This window comes from bacterium, assembly GCA_013360215.1.
Lineage (GTDB): Bacteria > CLD3 > CLD3 > SB21 > SB21 > JABWCP01.
The window spans coordinates 78,747-96,946 of the sequence record JABWCP010000002.1 but is presented as its reverse complement, the minus strand read 5'-3'; the positions used below and the strand labels follow the sequence as shown (position 1 = coordinate 96,946).

Annotated in this window: 8 protein-coding genes; 2 read left to right on the top strand and 6 right to left on the bottom strand. The window is 43.8% G+C overall.

The features are described from left to right. Positions 1–6: 6 nt before the first annotated feature. Positions 7–1,077 carry a DUF2911 domain-containing protein gene (locus HUU58_01855; GenBank protein NUN44400.1) on the top strand — a complete coding sequence of 357 codons (1,071 nt, stop codon included), beginning with the start codon at positions 7–9 and terminating at the stop codon, positions 1,075–1,077. An 83-nt stretch (positions 1,078–1,160) separates the two neighbouring features. On the opposite strand, the gene HUU58_01850 is transcribed toward HUU58_01855, so the two are convergent. From HUU58_01850 to HUU58_01840, 3 genes are all read right to left on the bottom strand, one after another. Next, a complete protein-coding gene (locus HUU58_01850) occupies positions 1,161–4,436 on the bottom strand; it encodes a hypothetical protein (protein NUN44399.1) in 3,276 nt (1,091 codons plus the stop codon). A 140-nt stretch (positions 4,437–4,576) separates the two neighbouring features. Continuing rightward, entirely contained in the window at positions 4,577–7,849 is a 3,273-nt protein-coding gene (locus HUU58_01845) for a glycosyl hydrolase (GenBank protein NUN44398.1), read from the bottom strand. 48 nt (positions 7,850–7,897) lie between these two features. Next, complete coding sequence (locus HUU58_01840) at positions 7,898–10,906, bottom strand: glycoside hydrolase (GenBank protein ID NUN44397.1); 3,009 nt, start codon at positions 10,904–10,906, stop codon at positions 7,898–7,900. A 371-nt stretch (positions 10,907–11,277) separates the two neighbouring features. Here HUU58_01840 and HUU58_01835 point away from each other — a divergent pair, with 371 nt between their 5' ends. Next, entirely contained in the window at positions 11,278–11,670 is a 393-nt protein-coding gene (locus tag HUU58_01835) for a hypothetical protein (protein NUN44396.1), read from the top strand. Between the two features lie 3 nt (positions 11,671–11,673). Here the strand turns inward: HUU58_01835 and HUU58_01830 are convergent, their stop codons facing one another. From HUU58_01830 to HUU58_01820, 3 genes are all read right to left on the bottom strand, one after another. Then, the gene (locus tag HUU58_01830) at positions 11,674–13,674 is read right to left on the bottom strand and encodes a hypothetical protein (protein ID NUN44395.1); all 2,001 of its coding nucleotides are present in this window, start codon (positions 13,672–13,674) and stop codon (positions 11,674–11,676) included. Positions 13,675–13,907: 233 nt separating this feature from the next. Continuing rightward, complete coding sequence (locus HUU58_01825; protein ID NUN44394.1) at positions 13,908–15,044, bottom strand: amidohydrolase family protein; 1,137 nt, start codon at positions 15,042–15,044, stop codon at positions 13,908–13,910. A gap of 96 nt (positions 15,045–15,140) precedes the next feature. Continuing rightward, positions 15,141–18,179 carry a hypothetical protein gene (locus tag HUU58_01820; protein NUN44393.1) on the bottom strand — a complete coding sequence of 1,013 codons (3,039 nt, stop codon included), beginning with the start codon at positions 18,177–18,179 and terminating at the stop codon, positions 15,141–15,143. Positions 18,180–18,200: the final 21 nt, after the last annotated feature.

Here is an 18,200-nt window from a genome sequence, read left to right as displayed (position 1 = left end):
GAAACCATGAAAAAGTTGTTATGTTTTGTAATCTTGGCTTGCGGCATGATGGCTACAGCGCAGGATTTGCGTTTGCCGGATGCCAGTCCTGAAGCAATGGTCATGCAAGAGGTTGGCATTTCCAAAGTTACGATTTCCTACAGTAGTCCTGCGGTCAATGGTCGTGAGATTTGGGGTAATTTAGTACCCTATGGGATGGAAAAAAGCAATCCATTCGGACATGGAAAACCTATGCCCTGGCGTGCCGGTGCTAACGAAAATACGACGATTACTTTGACACATGATGCTAAAATAGAAGGGCAGATACTCAAAGCCGGCACGTATAGCATACACATGATTCCTGAAACGGATCAATGGGTAATCATTTTTAATAATAACTATACTTCATGGGGTAGTTTTTTTTATGAAGAATCTGAAGACGCTCTGCGTGTTACCGTCAAACCACAGATGATGGCGGATTCTCAAGATCGTCTCAGTTACGGTTTCGATAATACCGATCGCAATAAAACTATCGCCTATCTGCGCTGGGAAAAAGTCAAAGTTCCGTTTACAATCAGCTTTGATACGCCTCAGATCGTACTCAATTATATTCGCCAACGCCTCAAAAATCGTGAAGCGTGGGATCATGGTTCGTTATCACAGGCCGCACAGTTTGCGCTGCGCAATAATTCACTCGATGAAGCCTTGTCATGGACTGATCGCGCCATTAATAGCGGCGGCGGCACAAGTGCTTTTTTTCTGAAATCAATTATTTTGGACAAACAAGGCAAAAAAACAGAGGCTGATGCCATCAAAAAAAGAGCTATAGATAACGCCACCGAAGCAGACCTCAATACATTCGGGTATCAATTGCTAGGTCAAGGCAAAACCGCCGAAGCGGTTGAAGTTTTTCGTGCTAACGCTAAAAAATTTCCAGATTCATGGAATGTTTACGACAGTCTTGGTGACGGGCTTGAGGCTATCGGTGACAAAAAGGGAGCTATTGAAAGTTTTACTAAAGCACAAAAATTGGTCAAAGACGATGCGAATAAAAAACGTATCGGTGATACACTTAAGAGATTACAAGACAGTAAATAGTGCTGTAAGAATTAATAAATACAGCTTTTATTTTTAAGATTAAGACTGCGTTGGAATATTTTCCGACGCAGTTTTTTTTGACATCAAGCCGGTAACGTGATGGTAAGGGTTGTCCCATGCCCGACTTTACTCTGTGTGGTAATAAGGCCGTTATGCTTATGGACGACGGCATATACTTCCGAAAGTCCGAGTCCCCTGCCCTGACCGACGGACCGCGTTGTAAAAAAAGGTTCAAAAATTCTCGGAAGAATATCTTCCGGAATGCCAATACCATTATCGGAGATACTAAACTCAAGTGTGTTAGCATCGCCTTTATGTGATTGGGTACGAATTTCGATAACACCTTTTCCCCGTTCGAGCGTACCCTGCATTTCCGCATCACGTATAGCTTGCACAGCATTGTTTAGTATCGCAACGACGGATTGATTGAACTCCTGAATGCGCACCCTAATCGGCGTCGGATAAGCAAGTTTTTTAACAAATGATATATCCTTTACAGTCCCAAAGAACAAATCAACGGTCTGCTCAATATGGACGTCCACTACGGTTTCGGATTTGGGCAAGTAGTCCATAGCAGCGAAAGCACGCAAATTGACGACCACCTGTTTGATACGCTGACTACCGCGCCGCATGGAATCTAGTGCTCCGAAGGTTTCATCAATAAGAAGGCCGCGTTCGATGTCTTGGATAATGGCTAATAGTTCCGGATCTTGCGCTCCTGCTACATGCGGTTTGGAACGTTCGGTATATATTACTAATTTTTTCCAGCTTTTTTCGATGTATTCGATATTGGGCAAAATAAAAGTAAGTGGATTATTAATTTCGTGCATTACGCCGGCAACCATTTGTCCGACAGTAGCCATTTTTTCAGTTTGGATGAGTTGTGTTTGCGTTTCGCGAAGATCTTTGAGTGCGCTTTCAAGTTGCTGATTCATATTTTTAAGAAAGTCGCGTTGCGTCTCAATCTCGTGATTGGCTGAAGCCAGTTCGCGTGTTCTTTCTTCTACTCTGGCGGATAACTCTTTATTTCGCAAGCGCAACAAACGTACTCGCCAACGGAAACCGGCGTACACTACCCCTGCTCCGACAAAAAAATACAGAACAAAACTCCACCATGTCCTATACCATGGCGGTAAAACGATAAAATCTATGAATGCTTCCGACGATTCAAATTCGTAGACATTGTAACCTTTGACGCGAAATGTGTATTTGCCTTCAGGTAGATGTGTATATTCTTTGAAAGCTTCTGTAGTACGTGCAGACCATTCTTCGTCAAACCCATCAAGTTTAAATTTGAAATGTATATCATTTTGATTTTCAAACGCCGTGGCTGCGTAATCAACCCGAATGACAGATGTTCCGAACGGTACGACGATCGTCGGTAAAGCGCTATGAAGAGCACCGCCGTATAATAACGAATCGTTGAGAGTAAATTTACGGATATTTACTTTGAAATCATGTGAAAGCCCATTGGCGCGTAAACGATCTACGCGATAAAAATTGTCATGTCCATAAAACCAGACGGCGTTTTCTTCAATGAAAAAATTACCCGGCGAAAGTTTGATCTTTAATCGTCCATGTGCCAAAATTGTAACACGGTAAGTATCGCCGTCAGGCACGGCATAGGCAGGTTCAAAACGCATTGATTCGTCATTACCCAAAGCAAACCACAATGTCCCATCGGATGTTTCCCCAATCGGAGAGATCATTTTAGATGTTGCGATTCCTAACCGATGATGCAACGTTGTATCAGGATAAAATCGTGATGCTTTTTCATCATATCTGTAGAGTGCGCCATTATCGGTAGCAAACCACATTCGTCCAAAGAAAAAATAAGGATTAATAGTCAGGTTAGGCAAACCGTCTTTTACTGAAAACCGCTGCACGTATATACTATCGTTGATGCGGGACATACGTGCGCAACCGCCGGTTTTTTGATCCATCCATAATGAACCGTCGCTGTCTTCGGCTATGACGCGCACTTCGTCGGAAATACCCGCATAACGACCTTCATCCACCCAGATCCCATTACGCAAATATACCGACGACAAACCATCCCAGAGTGCCGCATAAACACGATGCGTATCCAATCGTGATCGCAGTAAAAACGCCGTACTATTGGGTGAAATACGTTTTCTGCCGTGGGATGAAATTTCATAAATACCATTTCGAAATGTCGCATCCAACATAATATCACCCATCGGCAGTAAGGACCAATGCTCCTCGGGTACATCGTATAATGTTTTGAATTGGTATGGGATATGTAAACTTTGTTGGCGATCCAACACATACAATGCGTCCTTAGTGCCTATATAAAATTTCCCCTTCCACCGTACGAAAGTCTCAAACTGGCTTAATAGCCCGACGCGATCATCGAAATAAGTGAACGGTGAAAAATATTCTATTCGGCAAATTCCTTTTTCCAACGGAACCCACAAAGCTTTATCCCGGTCAAGAAATATACTTTTTGCTGCGTTGTCACCGAGCCCATTGCTTTTGTCCAGTACCCGTGCGATTGTGCCGTTACGATCTAAAATCGCTACACCGCCCGTCAAGGTAGCCAGAGCGAAACGTCCATCGGGCAAGGACAGTCCGTTATATACACGCTTAGTTTTGAGAAACGATTTGCTGGATTCGCCAAACGGAATCACTCCGTTATTTAACCCAAGAAACAATCCTTCTTGTGTTGCTATCAATACGGTATCAGGCGCATACGATAATACAGCATAAATAGGAGTTTTATGAAAACGATCTCCACCGGGAACGGTTTCGAATTGATCGCCATTGAATTTTTGCAAACCCACATTGCGCAAAGTCACATATATATTTCCGTTAGCAAAAAAAGAAAAATGAAATGAAGACTGATCCGGTTTTATGATTCGCAATGTTTCGTTTTGCAGTATAAAAACTTCCGTATTGGTTTGAAAGAAGATACCTTTATTTGTAACCCATATGCGCCATACGTTGACAAAACGACGCGCTTCCTCCGGCAAGGCGGCAGATAATGATACGTAACGCATAATACCAACTGAATCCGGCTTGAGGTAACCGAATTCGCCCTGTGCTCCTACTAAAACACGTTGACCAACCGGATCATAAGCCAGCGAACGTACCATCGTTCGGTTTGCCGTGTGAATGATGCGCCACGTGGCTCCGTCAAACTCCAACACGCCAACATTATTTCCCGCGTAGATCAATCCTGTTTGCTGATCCTGTGTTACGGCCCAATTCTGATTATGCGCAAAAAATTGACTGGTCGAATAATATTGGGTGGGAATCAATCCTTCTTCATTCTGTGCATAAAGCGCGTGCAAAATAAAAAAGTAAAATACGAATATTGAAATTCTGAGGGATGTCATGAAGATATTATTTAATAGACGGGATTAGAAAACCGAAAAAGAGTACTAAAAATCAAAGCATGAATCAAACAAAAAAAGGCTGTCTGAGAATTTTGTATTCGTCAGGCAGCCTTTAGAATCTAAAAAATAAAATTTATTTTTTATTTTTTCTCTGGAATACGTCCGGGGGTGTAAGGCGCTTTACTACGCTCAAGCATGGATTCGATACGTTTGATTTCGGTGTCTATGGATTTCAATTCATCCATAAGCGCCGGTGTTTGTTTGGCTACTACAGTCAAAGATTGTTTTTGAGTTTCGGTCGGTGCTGCGGTAGCGTTCCATATACTGTACTCTATTTGACCAATTCGATCGCTGACGGACGGAGCACGTTCAAACTGATATTTGTCGCGGATATTATCACCATTGAGTTTGAGATTAAATTCCTTTAAGCGGCGTTCGACCGCGTAAACGGCTTCAATGATTTCTGATCCGGGTTCCACGGCATCTAATGCAGCAGTTTTCATAAACTTGATTTTACCTGCCAATTCACCGCGATACGCATCGGCGGAACTGATTTGACGACGCCAATCCGAGACAGATTTCGCAAACGTATCAAATGCATTTTTGTCCGTGGCCGACAATGCAGATGCATTCAAAGCAACAGCCTTAAAGGATTGTGCCGGAGTCAATTCCGTATATTTACCATCTTCGATTTTACCCATCGTGACACTATAATTTCCAGGCATGGCGACGTGGCCTTTTTCAAGAACATCATAAAAATTATATGACACGGGGGTATTAAAAGTAACCGGGCCCGGCGATGGATAACGGAAATCCCAAGTAATACGATTCATACCTTTTTTGGCCGGTGCCTTGAGGCGGCGTACGATACGTCCGCCATCATCTTTAATCGTAAAAACCAACGTCGGTTCAGTTTGCAGTTCCTCTGTTTTGAGTGAATCCATAGGCGGATAAAATACCGATTCGCCTTTGGAAGCCTTTTCTTTTTCTGAAGCGCGGCGTTTTTCTTTGACCGTTTTGATGTCTTCGGCCAGATAATACGTAAACACAGCGCCGACTGTCGGATTAGGGGTACTAAATAGATTTTCACCCATGTATGATTTTTCGCTAAGTCCCAACGGGCGTGATTCGGAAAACATCAACGCATCTTTTACAGGATAAAGCATAGCTTCTTTGGAAAGGTCTTCTTTTTTGAGATGACGAAGGGGCGTGTAATCATCGAGTACATAGAACCCACGACCGAACGTACCGAGGACAAGATCATTTTCGCGACGTTGAATTTCAAGATCACGAACAGCTATTGTCGGTAGCCCTGATTTGAGTTGCACCCATTTCTGGCCGCCGTCAATCGTAAAAAACACACCAAATTCCGTTCCTACGAATAACAAATCAGCGCGCACATGATCCTCACCTACGCAATAAACTGATCCGCGTTCCGGCAAGTTGTTTTGAATGGCCGACCACGTTTTTCCAAAATCACGGCTACGGAAGATATACGGTTTGAAATCACCGTAGCGATGATGATTGAAAATCGCGTATACCGTTCCTTTATCATGTTGGCTTGCGATGATTTGATTGACATACGTGCGTTCAGGAACTCCGGGAATATTGTCCACGACAGTCCAAGATGCGCCGCCGTCACGCGATACATGGATAAGCCCATCATCTGTGCCGGTATAAAGAACATTCTCGTCCAACGGTGATTCGGCGATACTTACGAGCTGACCGTAAATATCCGTTGAGCCGTTTTTAGCTACAGCGTCAATACTCCAAACACGTCCCATTACGGATAACTTATTGCGATCCAAACCGCGGCTCATGTCTTTACTAATCGCTTTCCATGAATGACCACGGTCATCACTTCGGAAAAGGATATTGGCTCCGAAATACACACGATTGGCTTTGTGACGAGACACCAGCAGCGGAGCATCCCAATTCCAACGCAATCCCGGTTCGTTTTCCCCTTCGACCGGTTTGATGTCAATGACTTCCCCGCTCTTTTTATCGTAGCGCACAAGTCCGCCGTATTGCGATTGTGCGTACACGATATTGGCATCAAAAGGATCTATTTGCGATTCAAAACCGTCGCCTTCATTGGTTATAAACCAATCCGTGTTGATGATGCCATTGGCGCTTAGTGTGCGCGAAGGTCCGCCGATGCTGTTATTGTCTTGCGTACCGCCGTAGATATAATAAAACGGTGTGGCGTTGTCTGTGGCCACTTTGTAAAACTGCGTTACAGGAAGATTCCATTTATATTCCCAATTTGCACCGTTATCGTATGTTTCGTATATGCCGCCATCACAACCGACACGCATATGGCCGGTATTGGCTGGGTTGATCCAAAGCGCGTGATTGTCTACGTGTTTGTATTTTTCACCGATTGGATTAAAAGATTTTCCTCCGTCCAAAGATACCATTACAAAAAAATCCACATAATAAACTTTGTCTATATTTTGTGGATCGCAAAAAATTTCCTGATAATAATTTCCGGATGAGGAATTATTTCCACGTTTTTCCCAGCTTTCACCACGATTATCGGAACGGTAGACGCCGCTTTTTCCTTCGGCGGCTTCAACGATCGCATACAACACGTCGGGATTAACCGGTGAAATGGCGATTCCGATGCGACCGAGATCTACCGTGGGCAAACCGGAATTGATTTTACGCCAGTTGGCACCGCCATCTGTAGATTTGTACAACGCAGACTCGGGACCGCCGCCGATGTAAGTGAAAACGGTTCTGCGGCGTTGATGGGCTGCCGCATAGAGTACATTGGAGTTACGCGGATCCATGATCACTTCATTGAATCCGGTGTTTTCGCTGACCGTGAGAACGGCCTTCCACGTTTTACCGCCGTCTGTCGTTTTGTAAATACCACGATCACCGCCGGCACTCCAAACCGGACCATATGCCGCTACGTAAACGATGTCTGAATTATTGGGATCAATGGCGATACGACCGATATGTTCTGAATTTTTAAGACCCATATTGGTCCAGGACTTTCCCCCGTCCACAGATTTGTATATACCATCGCCGTACGCCACCGATCTTTGGTTGTTATTCTCTCCGCTGCCAACCCATACCACATTAGGATTGGAAGGATCAATCGCAACACAGCCTATGGAGTATGACCCTTCGCCGTCAAATACAGGTTCGTAAGTCACACCGGCATTGGTTGTTTTCCAGACACCGCCGGATGCAACCGCAACATAATATTCGAAAATATTTTTAGGATTGACAGCGAAGTCTGCCACACGACCGCTTGTCAGAGCAGGACCGACACTACGGAACTTGAGTCCTCCAAAGGTTGAAGAAGGCATGGGATCTTTAGTTTCGGTAGCTTTCTTTTGCGCAATGCCTTGCGCTGAAAGCAGCATTGTACATAACACGAACCAAACGCGTACATTCATAGTAATTCTCCGATTTTAAATGAATGATGAATAATGATCAAATTGATATCATGGGTTTGATATTTCAGGCCATTTAAGTTTTATTAAATGCTTATTTACGGCATCAAGATGCACGGTTTTTAGTTTTTCCCATTCAGCCGTTAGTTTTTCCCAACTCTTTTCAGTTTCGCGAACGGTATTGTACATTGCCGCGGTTGGTGGCATGTCGGCATGTTGTATTACGTCAAACATATTGGTTGTTGATTGCATAATAGTTTGCAACCCTTTATCGCCGGTAGAGGCGTTACCTTTTTCGACAGCATCTATGTAACCTAAAAATTTTTTGATTTCACTCGAATTACTTTTTAACCGCCCCATATATTTATCAGCTTGGGCACGCCACGACTGAATGTGTCGAGTAACAAGCATTCCTTTTTTTCTTATTTCGTAGCACCGCATTGACAGATCAAATTGATCTTTTATTTCCGTGTCCGTCATCCGTACACGCGGATCCATGACGAGGGTTAAACTTTCACCCATGGTTAACCCGTTAGCTGAAATGACGACAGAATAAAAACCGGGCATGACCAATGGCGATGTCGGCGCAGGTGTAGTCTTACCATAAATTGCGGCAATGGAAAATTCCGGCTCTGTCGGCAATGGACTATGACGAAGATCCCATATCAGGCGATGCGATCCGGCTTTGGCGGAAACACGTTGTGGCGATGCAAGCCAGTATGATGGGAAATTATTATTCCGTGACATAGGGGTCGAATCATTGCTCGAAAAACGCCGTACGACTTCACCACGCGAATTTTTAATTTCGATGACTACTGGGGTTTGCGCATCCTGCTTTAGATGATAATAGATGATTGCTCCATCCGGAGGATTTTCGCCCGCCGGCTCTTCCTGCGGCAGCGGTGTATCGGTATACAGATTCCAACGAACACGGTACGCGTTAGATGGTTTGAAAAGCCATACCGGTGCTTGACGTGATACTTCGGTGATGTGGCGAAGAGGCATTATGTCATCCATGATCCAAAACGAACGCCCGTGCGTACCTGCAACGATATCGTTGTCTTTGATTACAACATCACGAATAGAAGTAGCAGGCATGTTATTTCGAAGGCTAATCCAATTTTGGCCATCATTGACGGAAGCATAGACTGCCCGTTCAGACCCGCATATAAGCAAACCTTCTTTGATGTGATCTTCGCGAACGGCGTTAATTGGGTCATCGGGCAACCCTTCGACTATTTTGATCCATGTTTTTCCACCGTCGTGCGTTTTATAAATGTACGGCTTCATATCATCCAAACGAATGCGATTGACCGCAACGTAGGCCGTATTGACATCAAAATGACCCGCATCTATAAGTGAAATCTTGCTCCATGAGGTAATTTCAGTTGGGGTTACGTTTTGCCATGTTTTACCGCCATCCCGGGTTATATGGATTAAGCCGTCGTCCGTACCAGCCCATATCACCGACGAGTCCAAGGGCGAAGGTGCGACAGTATAGATCACACCGCGACGCGGCATGGTTTTCATAGATTCGGTAGTATATACACCAATGCTTTTTGGAACATCCCATGACTCACGCGAAAGATCGGGACTGATAACCCGCCACGCGTGTCCGCCATCCTGTGACTTGAATAATACATTACCCGCGTAATATAAAGCCGTAGGATCCGCTTGAGAAAAAATAACCGGAGCCGTTCTCAAAAAACGATACGGACTGCGATTGGGTTGATAATGACCTGTCGGAAAAGGACCGACGGATTGGGTATGGCCGGTTTTACGATCGTATTTGGTTAATTTTCCGCCGTAGACCAAGTCCGGATTAAGAGGATCAGCGGCCACATATCCCCACTCTTCGACGCCGACGGGCAACCAATCGCGGTACGTTATTTGTCCGCCATGACCACGTGAACTTACGCTGGCTGATCCGCTTTCCTGTTGACCTCCGAGAACGTTGTAAGGAAATGCGTTATCCGTTGACACATGGTAAAACTGTGCTGTCGGCTGATTGTACCACGATGAATAAGTTTTGCCTCCGTTAACAGTGATGATCGCACCTTGATCGGCGGCCAAAAGCATAATATCCGGATTATCCTGATTGATCCATATACGGTGATAATCATCCCCGCCCGGCGCTCCTCGTACGCACGTCCAGTTTTTGCCCCCGTCGGTGGATTTCCAAAATGCTACGTTCGCAGAGTAAACGATATCCGGATTACGCGGATCTACTTTGACTTCGGCAAAGTCTCCACCGCGTCCCCAAAGACGATTATCCGGGTTCATCAAACGCCATGAATTACCGCCATCATCTGATCGGTATATTCCGCCTTTTTCCGGGGAATCAACGGTTGCATATAAGCGGGATGATAAACTCGGTGCGATACAAAAACCGATACGCCCGAGCCCTTCTTTGGTGGTAGGCAGACCTTGCGTGAGCTTCTTCCAAGTTGTACCGCCATCGGTCGATTTGTACAGACCGCTTGCGGGCCCTTGCCAGGAACCGTTTTCCCATGGACCTTGCCTGGCGGCCCAAAGTGTAGCATAGACGGTTTTAGAATCTTTGGGGTCCAGAGTTACCTGAATGGCGCCGGTATTTTCATCGATATATAAAACTTTTTCCCACGATGCACCGCCGTTAATCGTCCTAAAAACACCACGTTCCGTATTTGCGCCGTACGGGTGGCCTAATACGGCGGCAAAAACGCGATTGGGATCCTCGGGATCTATCGCCAATCCGCCGATTTGTTGACCATCACGCAATCCGGTATGTTTCCATGTTTTACCGGCATCCGTTGATTTATAAACGCCGTCACCGACCGATAAATCGGGACGTTGCAAACCTTCGCCGCTGCCCACATATAAAATATTAGGATCCGAAGGCGCCACGACGATATCGCCTATGGAACCGGTCGGCTGATCGTCAAATATCGGGAACCATGTTCGGCCAAAATCTTCCGTTTTCCAAACGCCGCCATTATTAACACCGATGTAAAATACATTCGGTTGTTGACGCACGCCGACGGCGCCGACAGTTCGTCCGCCACGAAAGGGTCCGATCATGCGCCATCGAAAGGCTGCCGCAACATCCTTTTCAAAATTTTGAGCTGTTGCGTAATCAGAACATACTATGAGAATACTCAGTGCGGTCATCAACGAATGGCGTAGGTGTCGCATGAATAATATTCCTGTGATAAAGGGTTAAGGAAACGGGTTCGATTTTTAAAAGAAGTGAAATTACTAAAACCAATATACACGCCGATTTTCAAAACTAAAAGGAATGATATAAAAATTTTCGTATCACCCAAATCGGGTATTGCTTTAGTTTGTTTGTTTTTTTGATATTGTGCGGTAAACCGTTTATCAAACTTTTACAACCCTTGCAACAACCGGATTCAAACGATGGGATCGTTGCCCTTCATGATGATTTATTCATGTCGGTACGATGGCTTTCCGGGCCGATGTTACCGGAAATAGTCTGGAAAAAATTTTCAGCCACCGGCGCGTTTCGTACGGCATTTGATGTGGCGTTACAACACGTTAAAAACCGTCGCAGTGTCGCATTACATGCTGATTTCGAACTCCTGACCGTACTTGACAGCGATGATCAAGCCTGGCTTCGCAACGAGTGGCTTTCAAAAGCGGCGCAATCCGGGCTTAAACATATCGGCGTTGTTTTACCGGTTGCTTCCATAGGTAAAACTTCGCTTATGAAGGGACTCCGTGCTCCGGACGGTAACATTTTAGAAATCGGTTATTTTATGCATCGGGAACAAAGCCGGGACTGGATCCTGCGCATGTCCCGCATGCATCGTTCGTCCCAATAGTTACTAGAAATTAAATTCGTAAGCGAGTTTGCAATACCTACCGACATACTCCAAGTCTTCACCCTGAAGATTGAGCACTAAGTACAAATTACTTCCTGCAAAAAATTCGTACTGGAGCATGCTGTTCCATGATTGAAAATTATCGTATTTATTGGAATTGCCTTTTTCACTTTTCCATTGATACAATGATCTTAAAAATAGCTTAGGCATGATACGGTAATTTATTTTTGCGCTAAATATACGCGCTTCATTTTCGACAAGAAACGCCGTAGCGGATACGCCAACTCTGGAAAAAAACATGGATTCGTACGACGCATACGGGTTACGTAACTTCCGTCCATAATATGTACCTTCTTTATAGCCCAAAACAATTGCGTTATTTCCTATCAAAATTTTAGCTTCGTGCTTTTGCGAATAATCATCGTGATTTTTTTTGGTCGTATCGCTTAGGGCTTCATCGGCATTACTTATTTCAGCATAATGATTGACGCTTAACCAATCGTTGACTTTGTAGAAGAAGTTGCCGTTGATATTGCGCTGCAACATAAAATCACGATCTAGTGATTCGGCTTTGTAAAATTCGACACGTGCATTCATCTGATGAAAATAGGAACGGTTGTATATGAAATTATAACCGACCGAATTGGATATTTCGTCGTAATTTTTACCGAAAAGATTTATTACTGTCCTTCCATCAAATTTTTTTCCAAATCGAGTGTATGAAAAATCAGCATACGGTCCGCCCGCAGGGTTAAATTCGTAATACAAGTACGCTTTAGAAGCATATCCGTCTTTGTTGGTTGCCAACTGTGGCACAAAAATCCAACGGGACGGAAGATCCACACGCGCATCACCGCTTATTATCGTTTCCGACGGTCCGTCCGTTTGTTCGTTATGGATAAAGGTTCCGCCAAAATTGACAAATTTGGTTACCACATTAGGTCGAACGGCCATAAAACGCCTTATATTATGCGTAGTGTCCCCGAGGATCGGCTCTTCTTCTACATAAAATGCACCGGCTTTGAGCGTATTACTGCGAAATGTATAATTGGCACCATAGTTGATATCGGCTATACCGCGGGTATAAAGCAAACTTATCGGTGATCGGTACACATCCAGATCACGACTGAAAAATGGGCGTTTTTCGGCTAGAGAAACTTTACGTTTGTAAAACGAAAAAACGAAAGGATCCGCTTCTAATGTCGATGCGTCTGTATTATATGTACCTTTAAGCGTATGGCGATCCATACTTACACTAAATTCGCCACCAACACGTGCTTCGTATGAAGAATCCGTAAACGTGTATCCTACGGCATAAGGTATAGCGCTCATGTTTATGTTAGCCCGTTCCACAAAAGGCGATATATGCATTTGATACGGCCCTTTGAGTGATAATAACTCGCTTTCAGGGCTGATCGAATAAAAATAACTGGTACCATCTTGTTTATAGGCAAAAAGCTGTACATCAATACCGATGGTGTTTGGGTTTTTATTTTGCAGTTTATCCACAGGTATTCGTACTTCCGTCTCAATGTATCCAGGCTTATCCGGCGTGGCGTCTTCAAAAATCGTAGATTTGTTTTGCCAATTCCAATCCCATTCTTGCGACATTTGGCGTTGATTATACATGCGCATATCGCGCTGATTACCGAGAAAATTGAAAGCAAAAAAATATCCGTTTTGCCGTTTGTTTTCCAAATCTAAAAGAATAAAAAATTCATTTTCTTCATCCGAACTGCGATCGCGCACAAACGATTGAGATATAACGCGTCCTTTGGGCCAAAAACGAATGGCAAAAAACAAGGCATCGGATGACTGTTTTATGTACACGATCGTGCTATCGTAATATTTTTCGGTAGATCGGGGTGAAATCAAATGAAAATCTGAAAAAACGGTTGCGTCTGACCACTCTCCCTCTCTTATAAAGCCGTCAATCTCCGGTAAATCCTGTGCTTGAGCCATTGTTGCAATGCATACAAATAATAGAAGCATTGTGCGGCGCATACCGTATCCTTTGGTATAAATTGTAGTGTTATGTACAAATTCAGACGATTCAGTAAGACACTTATTTGATCGGTAATGAAAACAAACTATAAGGAAAGCTGTCGGTTGGGAGGATAAACGGTGGTTTTAATAAAAAGTTTCAATAAACGTAAGAAATAACCGTTTTTATACAAAAAAGCATCGCATTGTTATCGCGATGCTTTTGAATGTTCAAATTATAAAATTCAATGCTTCTATTTAGGAAATAGCGATTTGTCTATGCCCGGTATAATGCGTAACGCGTTTTTATAATATAATTTTTTTAAGACATCATCAGGAAGTCCGAGACCATACATTTTCCAATAAGCATGACGACGACGATAATAATCAAAGTATTCATCGTTTGTTTCTAAAACTCTGAAATAGGTGGAATACTCCTGAGGATTCCATGAATCTTTACCGAAAAGCACGCGATCCTGGTATTTGATAAACCATTCCCTCGCCTGACGCGGTTGACGGCCGATCTCTGCCAATACAGCACCGATCTCCGTGTACATATTGGGGAGCGAATCCATGAGTTTGCCGAATTTCGCAAGATCATTGCCCATCCATCCTAAATGCGCGTTAATAAAAATAGTTTTGGGATGTTTTTTGAAGACACGATGTTGTGCGGCAATAATACTCTCAAACGAAGGTTCCTTGCTCGAATCTCGTTTACGATCGGGACGCTCTTTGAGTTCGAGCCATCGCTCATTGTTTTTATCCCAGGGTTGCCAAAACTGAAATGGGTCTGCCGAGTGAATAAGTACCGGTATTCCTAATTCCCCTGCCTTTTTCCAGATCGGATCAATTCGCGGATCATCTACAGCTATGATATTACCGCTCGAATCTTTAAAAGTCATACCAAGGTTTTTATATATTTTCAAACCACATGCGCCATTTTTGACATCTTCTTCCAATTGACGTACGGCTTCGGCGCTCCAAGTGGGTTCATCAATACCTCCAAAATTGACATTGGTAAAAACCATCAAACGACCGGGAACATTTTTACGGGCGTTCTCTATAGCTCCCTTCAAATAGCTTCCATCTTGAAGTCCGAAACGGAATGAACCGTCCTTATTTTGTTCTCTTTTAAAACCGCGCCCGCTCAGATTGACCATCACAGCCATATTGAGACTGTCCATTTGTTTGGTCAGGTATTTTAAATCCTGTGTGGGCATTTCAAACTGATGATTGTGCACATCAATGAAAGGATATTTTGATTGGTATCTAAAATTTTCGGGCACAACCAACGTGGAAGGCGGTTCATATTCCTCAAAGGTTAATGTTTGAGCTATGCTATCACTAAAAACAAAACAGATAAACAATAAAATCCAAGTAATTAGACGCATGCGTTTCTCCGATTCTTGATCAAAAAATAAATACCGAATTAGGAATTAAGGTTGTACGAAAGATTATATTACAAGGTTCCAATAAATTTCATAGCATTAAACCGACGGCAAAGTGATGATTACGCGCGTACCTTTTCGCGTTTTGCTCGTTACTTCTATATTACCATGATGTTTCTTAATTACGGCATAGGCTTCCGAGAGGCCAAGCCCTTTTCCTTTACCGATCGTGCGCGTGGTAAAAAAAGGTTCAAATATTCTCGGAAGCACGGCTTCAGGAATACCGATACCATTATCTTCTATTTGTAAAATCACTGTTTGATCGGGACCATCCATAGTAAGGATGCGTATTTCAGCGTTTTCCTGCGATAATATCTTTTCAGCCAGTGCATCATGAACTGCGGCGACGGCATTATTTAGAATGCCGACTACACATTGCATTACTTCCATCGTATCAATCCGTACAAATCGCGTATCGTTAAATGAACGGATAAAACGAATATCGTTATTCTGATTAAAAATAAGATCCACTACACCCGATAGTTGATGATCCAAACGAACATCCATCACCTGGTTTTTACCGTATGCGCTGAAACTCTTTAGACTGGATACAATATCGCGTATGCGTTCGGCGCCTTTGGCCGAACTTTTAAGTGCATTGATGGTGTCGCGCTCAAATTCGCGAATTTCCGCCTGACGATTTTCAGTTACGGGGTTGGCGGCGATATCACTGATAAATTTCTTTAAATTAAGTTGCACATACTCAAGATTGGGTTGAATAAATGTTAAGGGGTTGTTGATTTCGTGCATTACGCCACCGACCATCTGCCCAAGTGCTGCCATTTTTTCGGACTGAATGAGCTGTGCCTCTTTGGCTTTAAGCGCACGCGTACGATCCTCTACTAGGCGTTCAAGCTCCTGATTCATCTGCTTAAGGCGATGTTCCCGATAACGGATAAACAGCCAAACTAAGGCGATAATGACCAATGCAAATAACATCAGCATCGTATGCGTAAGATACCATGGTGGATTGACAACAAAGTCGGCACCTGTTATTTCTGAAATACGTCCAAAATGATCGCGGGCCCTGACTTCAAAACGATAGTTTCCGGCCGGTATACGTTCATACAAACGAACAGGATCGTTACCCCAAGATTCCCATTGTTCGTTCAAACCGATAATACGGGTCTGAAACTGAGGCCGCATTTCAAAAACAGGTGCAGTAAATTCAAAACGAATCGGCTGCGTGGGCTCGGATTCAAAAACGATCTGATGATTTCTTTTGATTTCATCATCTGAAAAAATCACTTCCAAACCTTGCATAACGCGGCGAAGTACAACCGTAGGCCGCTCGGGTAAAAGCGTTTGGGGTTGGGGTTTATGTTTAGCAATAAGAAAATCACCGCCGTACCATTCTGTACCGTCCGTATCGCGCCAATATATAAAATCAACGGCGTTTTTTATAGCACGTAATCTATTGATGATGGTTTTTTCAGGCATTATTTGTAAAGCCATCGGCGTGATCTTCCACCGTCCTTGGTTCAAACCAATCCAATATTCGCTATTTTCTCGATGCATTGCCATTTCAGTTTCGGATAATTTATTGAAACGGTGATGCTGACGGGAAAATTTATAAAATCCGTCATGACCTGAGAATAATGGCGCTGCACCGGTGGACCATACTGAAATTTCACCGGCAGGCAATCCTAATTTGCTATCAAAAAATTCGACCGTATCCGGCAGATGGTCCTTTTTATTGATTTGCATACGCCCGAGGCCTTCATATTCCGTACCCAGCCAAAGGTCTCCATATTCGTCATACGCCATAGTTCGTACGGCTACTTTGACAGAAGATATTGTTTTTACAAGTTCCCATTTCTCAGACTTGCCAACACGATAAATCGTCATCCCTAGGCCTTCGCTCGCGTAGACGATATTAGAATCTCGATTGCTATTTAATACAGCATACGTATATACAGGAGTGTGTGTCAAAACGTTATCATCTTTCACCTCTAAAATACCATTTCCGGTAGAGATCAGCAGTCGCCCATGCGTAACAAACATATCAAAATAATACGGCGCACCGGAATGCAGTGATTCAAAATGGTATGCATTCCCCTTTTCGGTCAATCGAAATAGGCCGCTATTGGTCATCACATATAAAGTGCCTTTATGGCGCAGCATGCGTTTGACGCGACCATTGATACCCGTTGAGGCATTGAGCAACGTGAGAGGTGTGTGTATCTCGATTCGCGTAATGCCGTGATAGCTATGGCCCAGCCACAGATTAAAATTATTATCTACAAACACCGAATTAACACCGTTGGCAGGCAAACCGGAAGTTTCATCAATTATTTGTTTGACACGCAAATCTTCATCGAATAACACCACGCCGCCCTGCAAGGTCGCGATGACATAACCGCCATCCGGCAATTGGCGCGTATCATAGACAAAATATTTTTTTAAGTAATCGTCCGCTTCCGTTTTCAAGGATTTGATTTGGCCGGCATCGTAGATAAAAAGACCATCTTTACGGGTTGCGATAAGTAGTTTGTTTTTTTGATAAGGAAGGAAGCCGTTGATTTTTATTTCTTTAAAGAAGTCTCCGCCCGGCAACGGTACAAGGCTGTCCCCGATGATTCGAACAATCGTTTCATGTTTGATACGTGTGTATATCGTATCATACACCATACCCATGATGTCGAATCCGTCTCCATCGGCAGGCCACACTTTGATGCTGCCGTTTTTGTATCGCACTAAATGCCTATAGCTTCGCAAATACGTCGCTTGCGACGAAGCGCACATTTCCCAAAATGTTTGAAATTTTAACTGCGGGTGAGTCTGACGATTAACGAGGGATTGATACTTCAAAAAACCGGAACTGTCGGGAACTAAGCAACCAAATTCACCAAGACTGGCCACGAATATCGTCCCCTCCGGACTGATCGTAAGCCATGAGGCGGCCGCGCGATTTTCTAACGGGATCAATCGCCATTGAATGCCGTCATACTCCAATACGCCGGAGCCATTGGCAACATATATAAAACCGCGTTTATCCTGAACAAAACAAAAATTGTCTACGCCCGCTCCGTAAGTTTGTGGGGCATAATGCTCAATGACCGGTAAACCTTTTACCATGTTTTGGCTATATACCGTCGA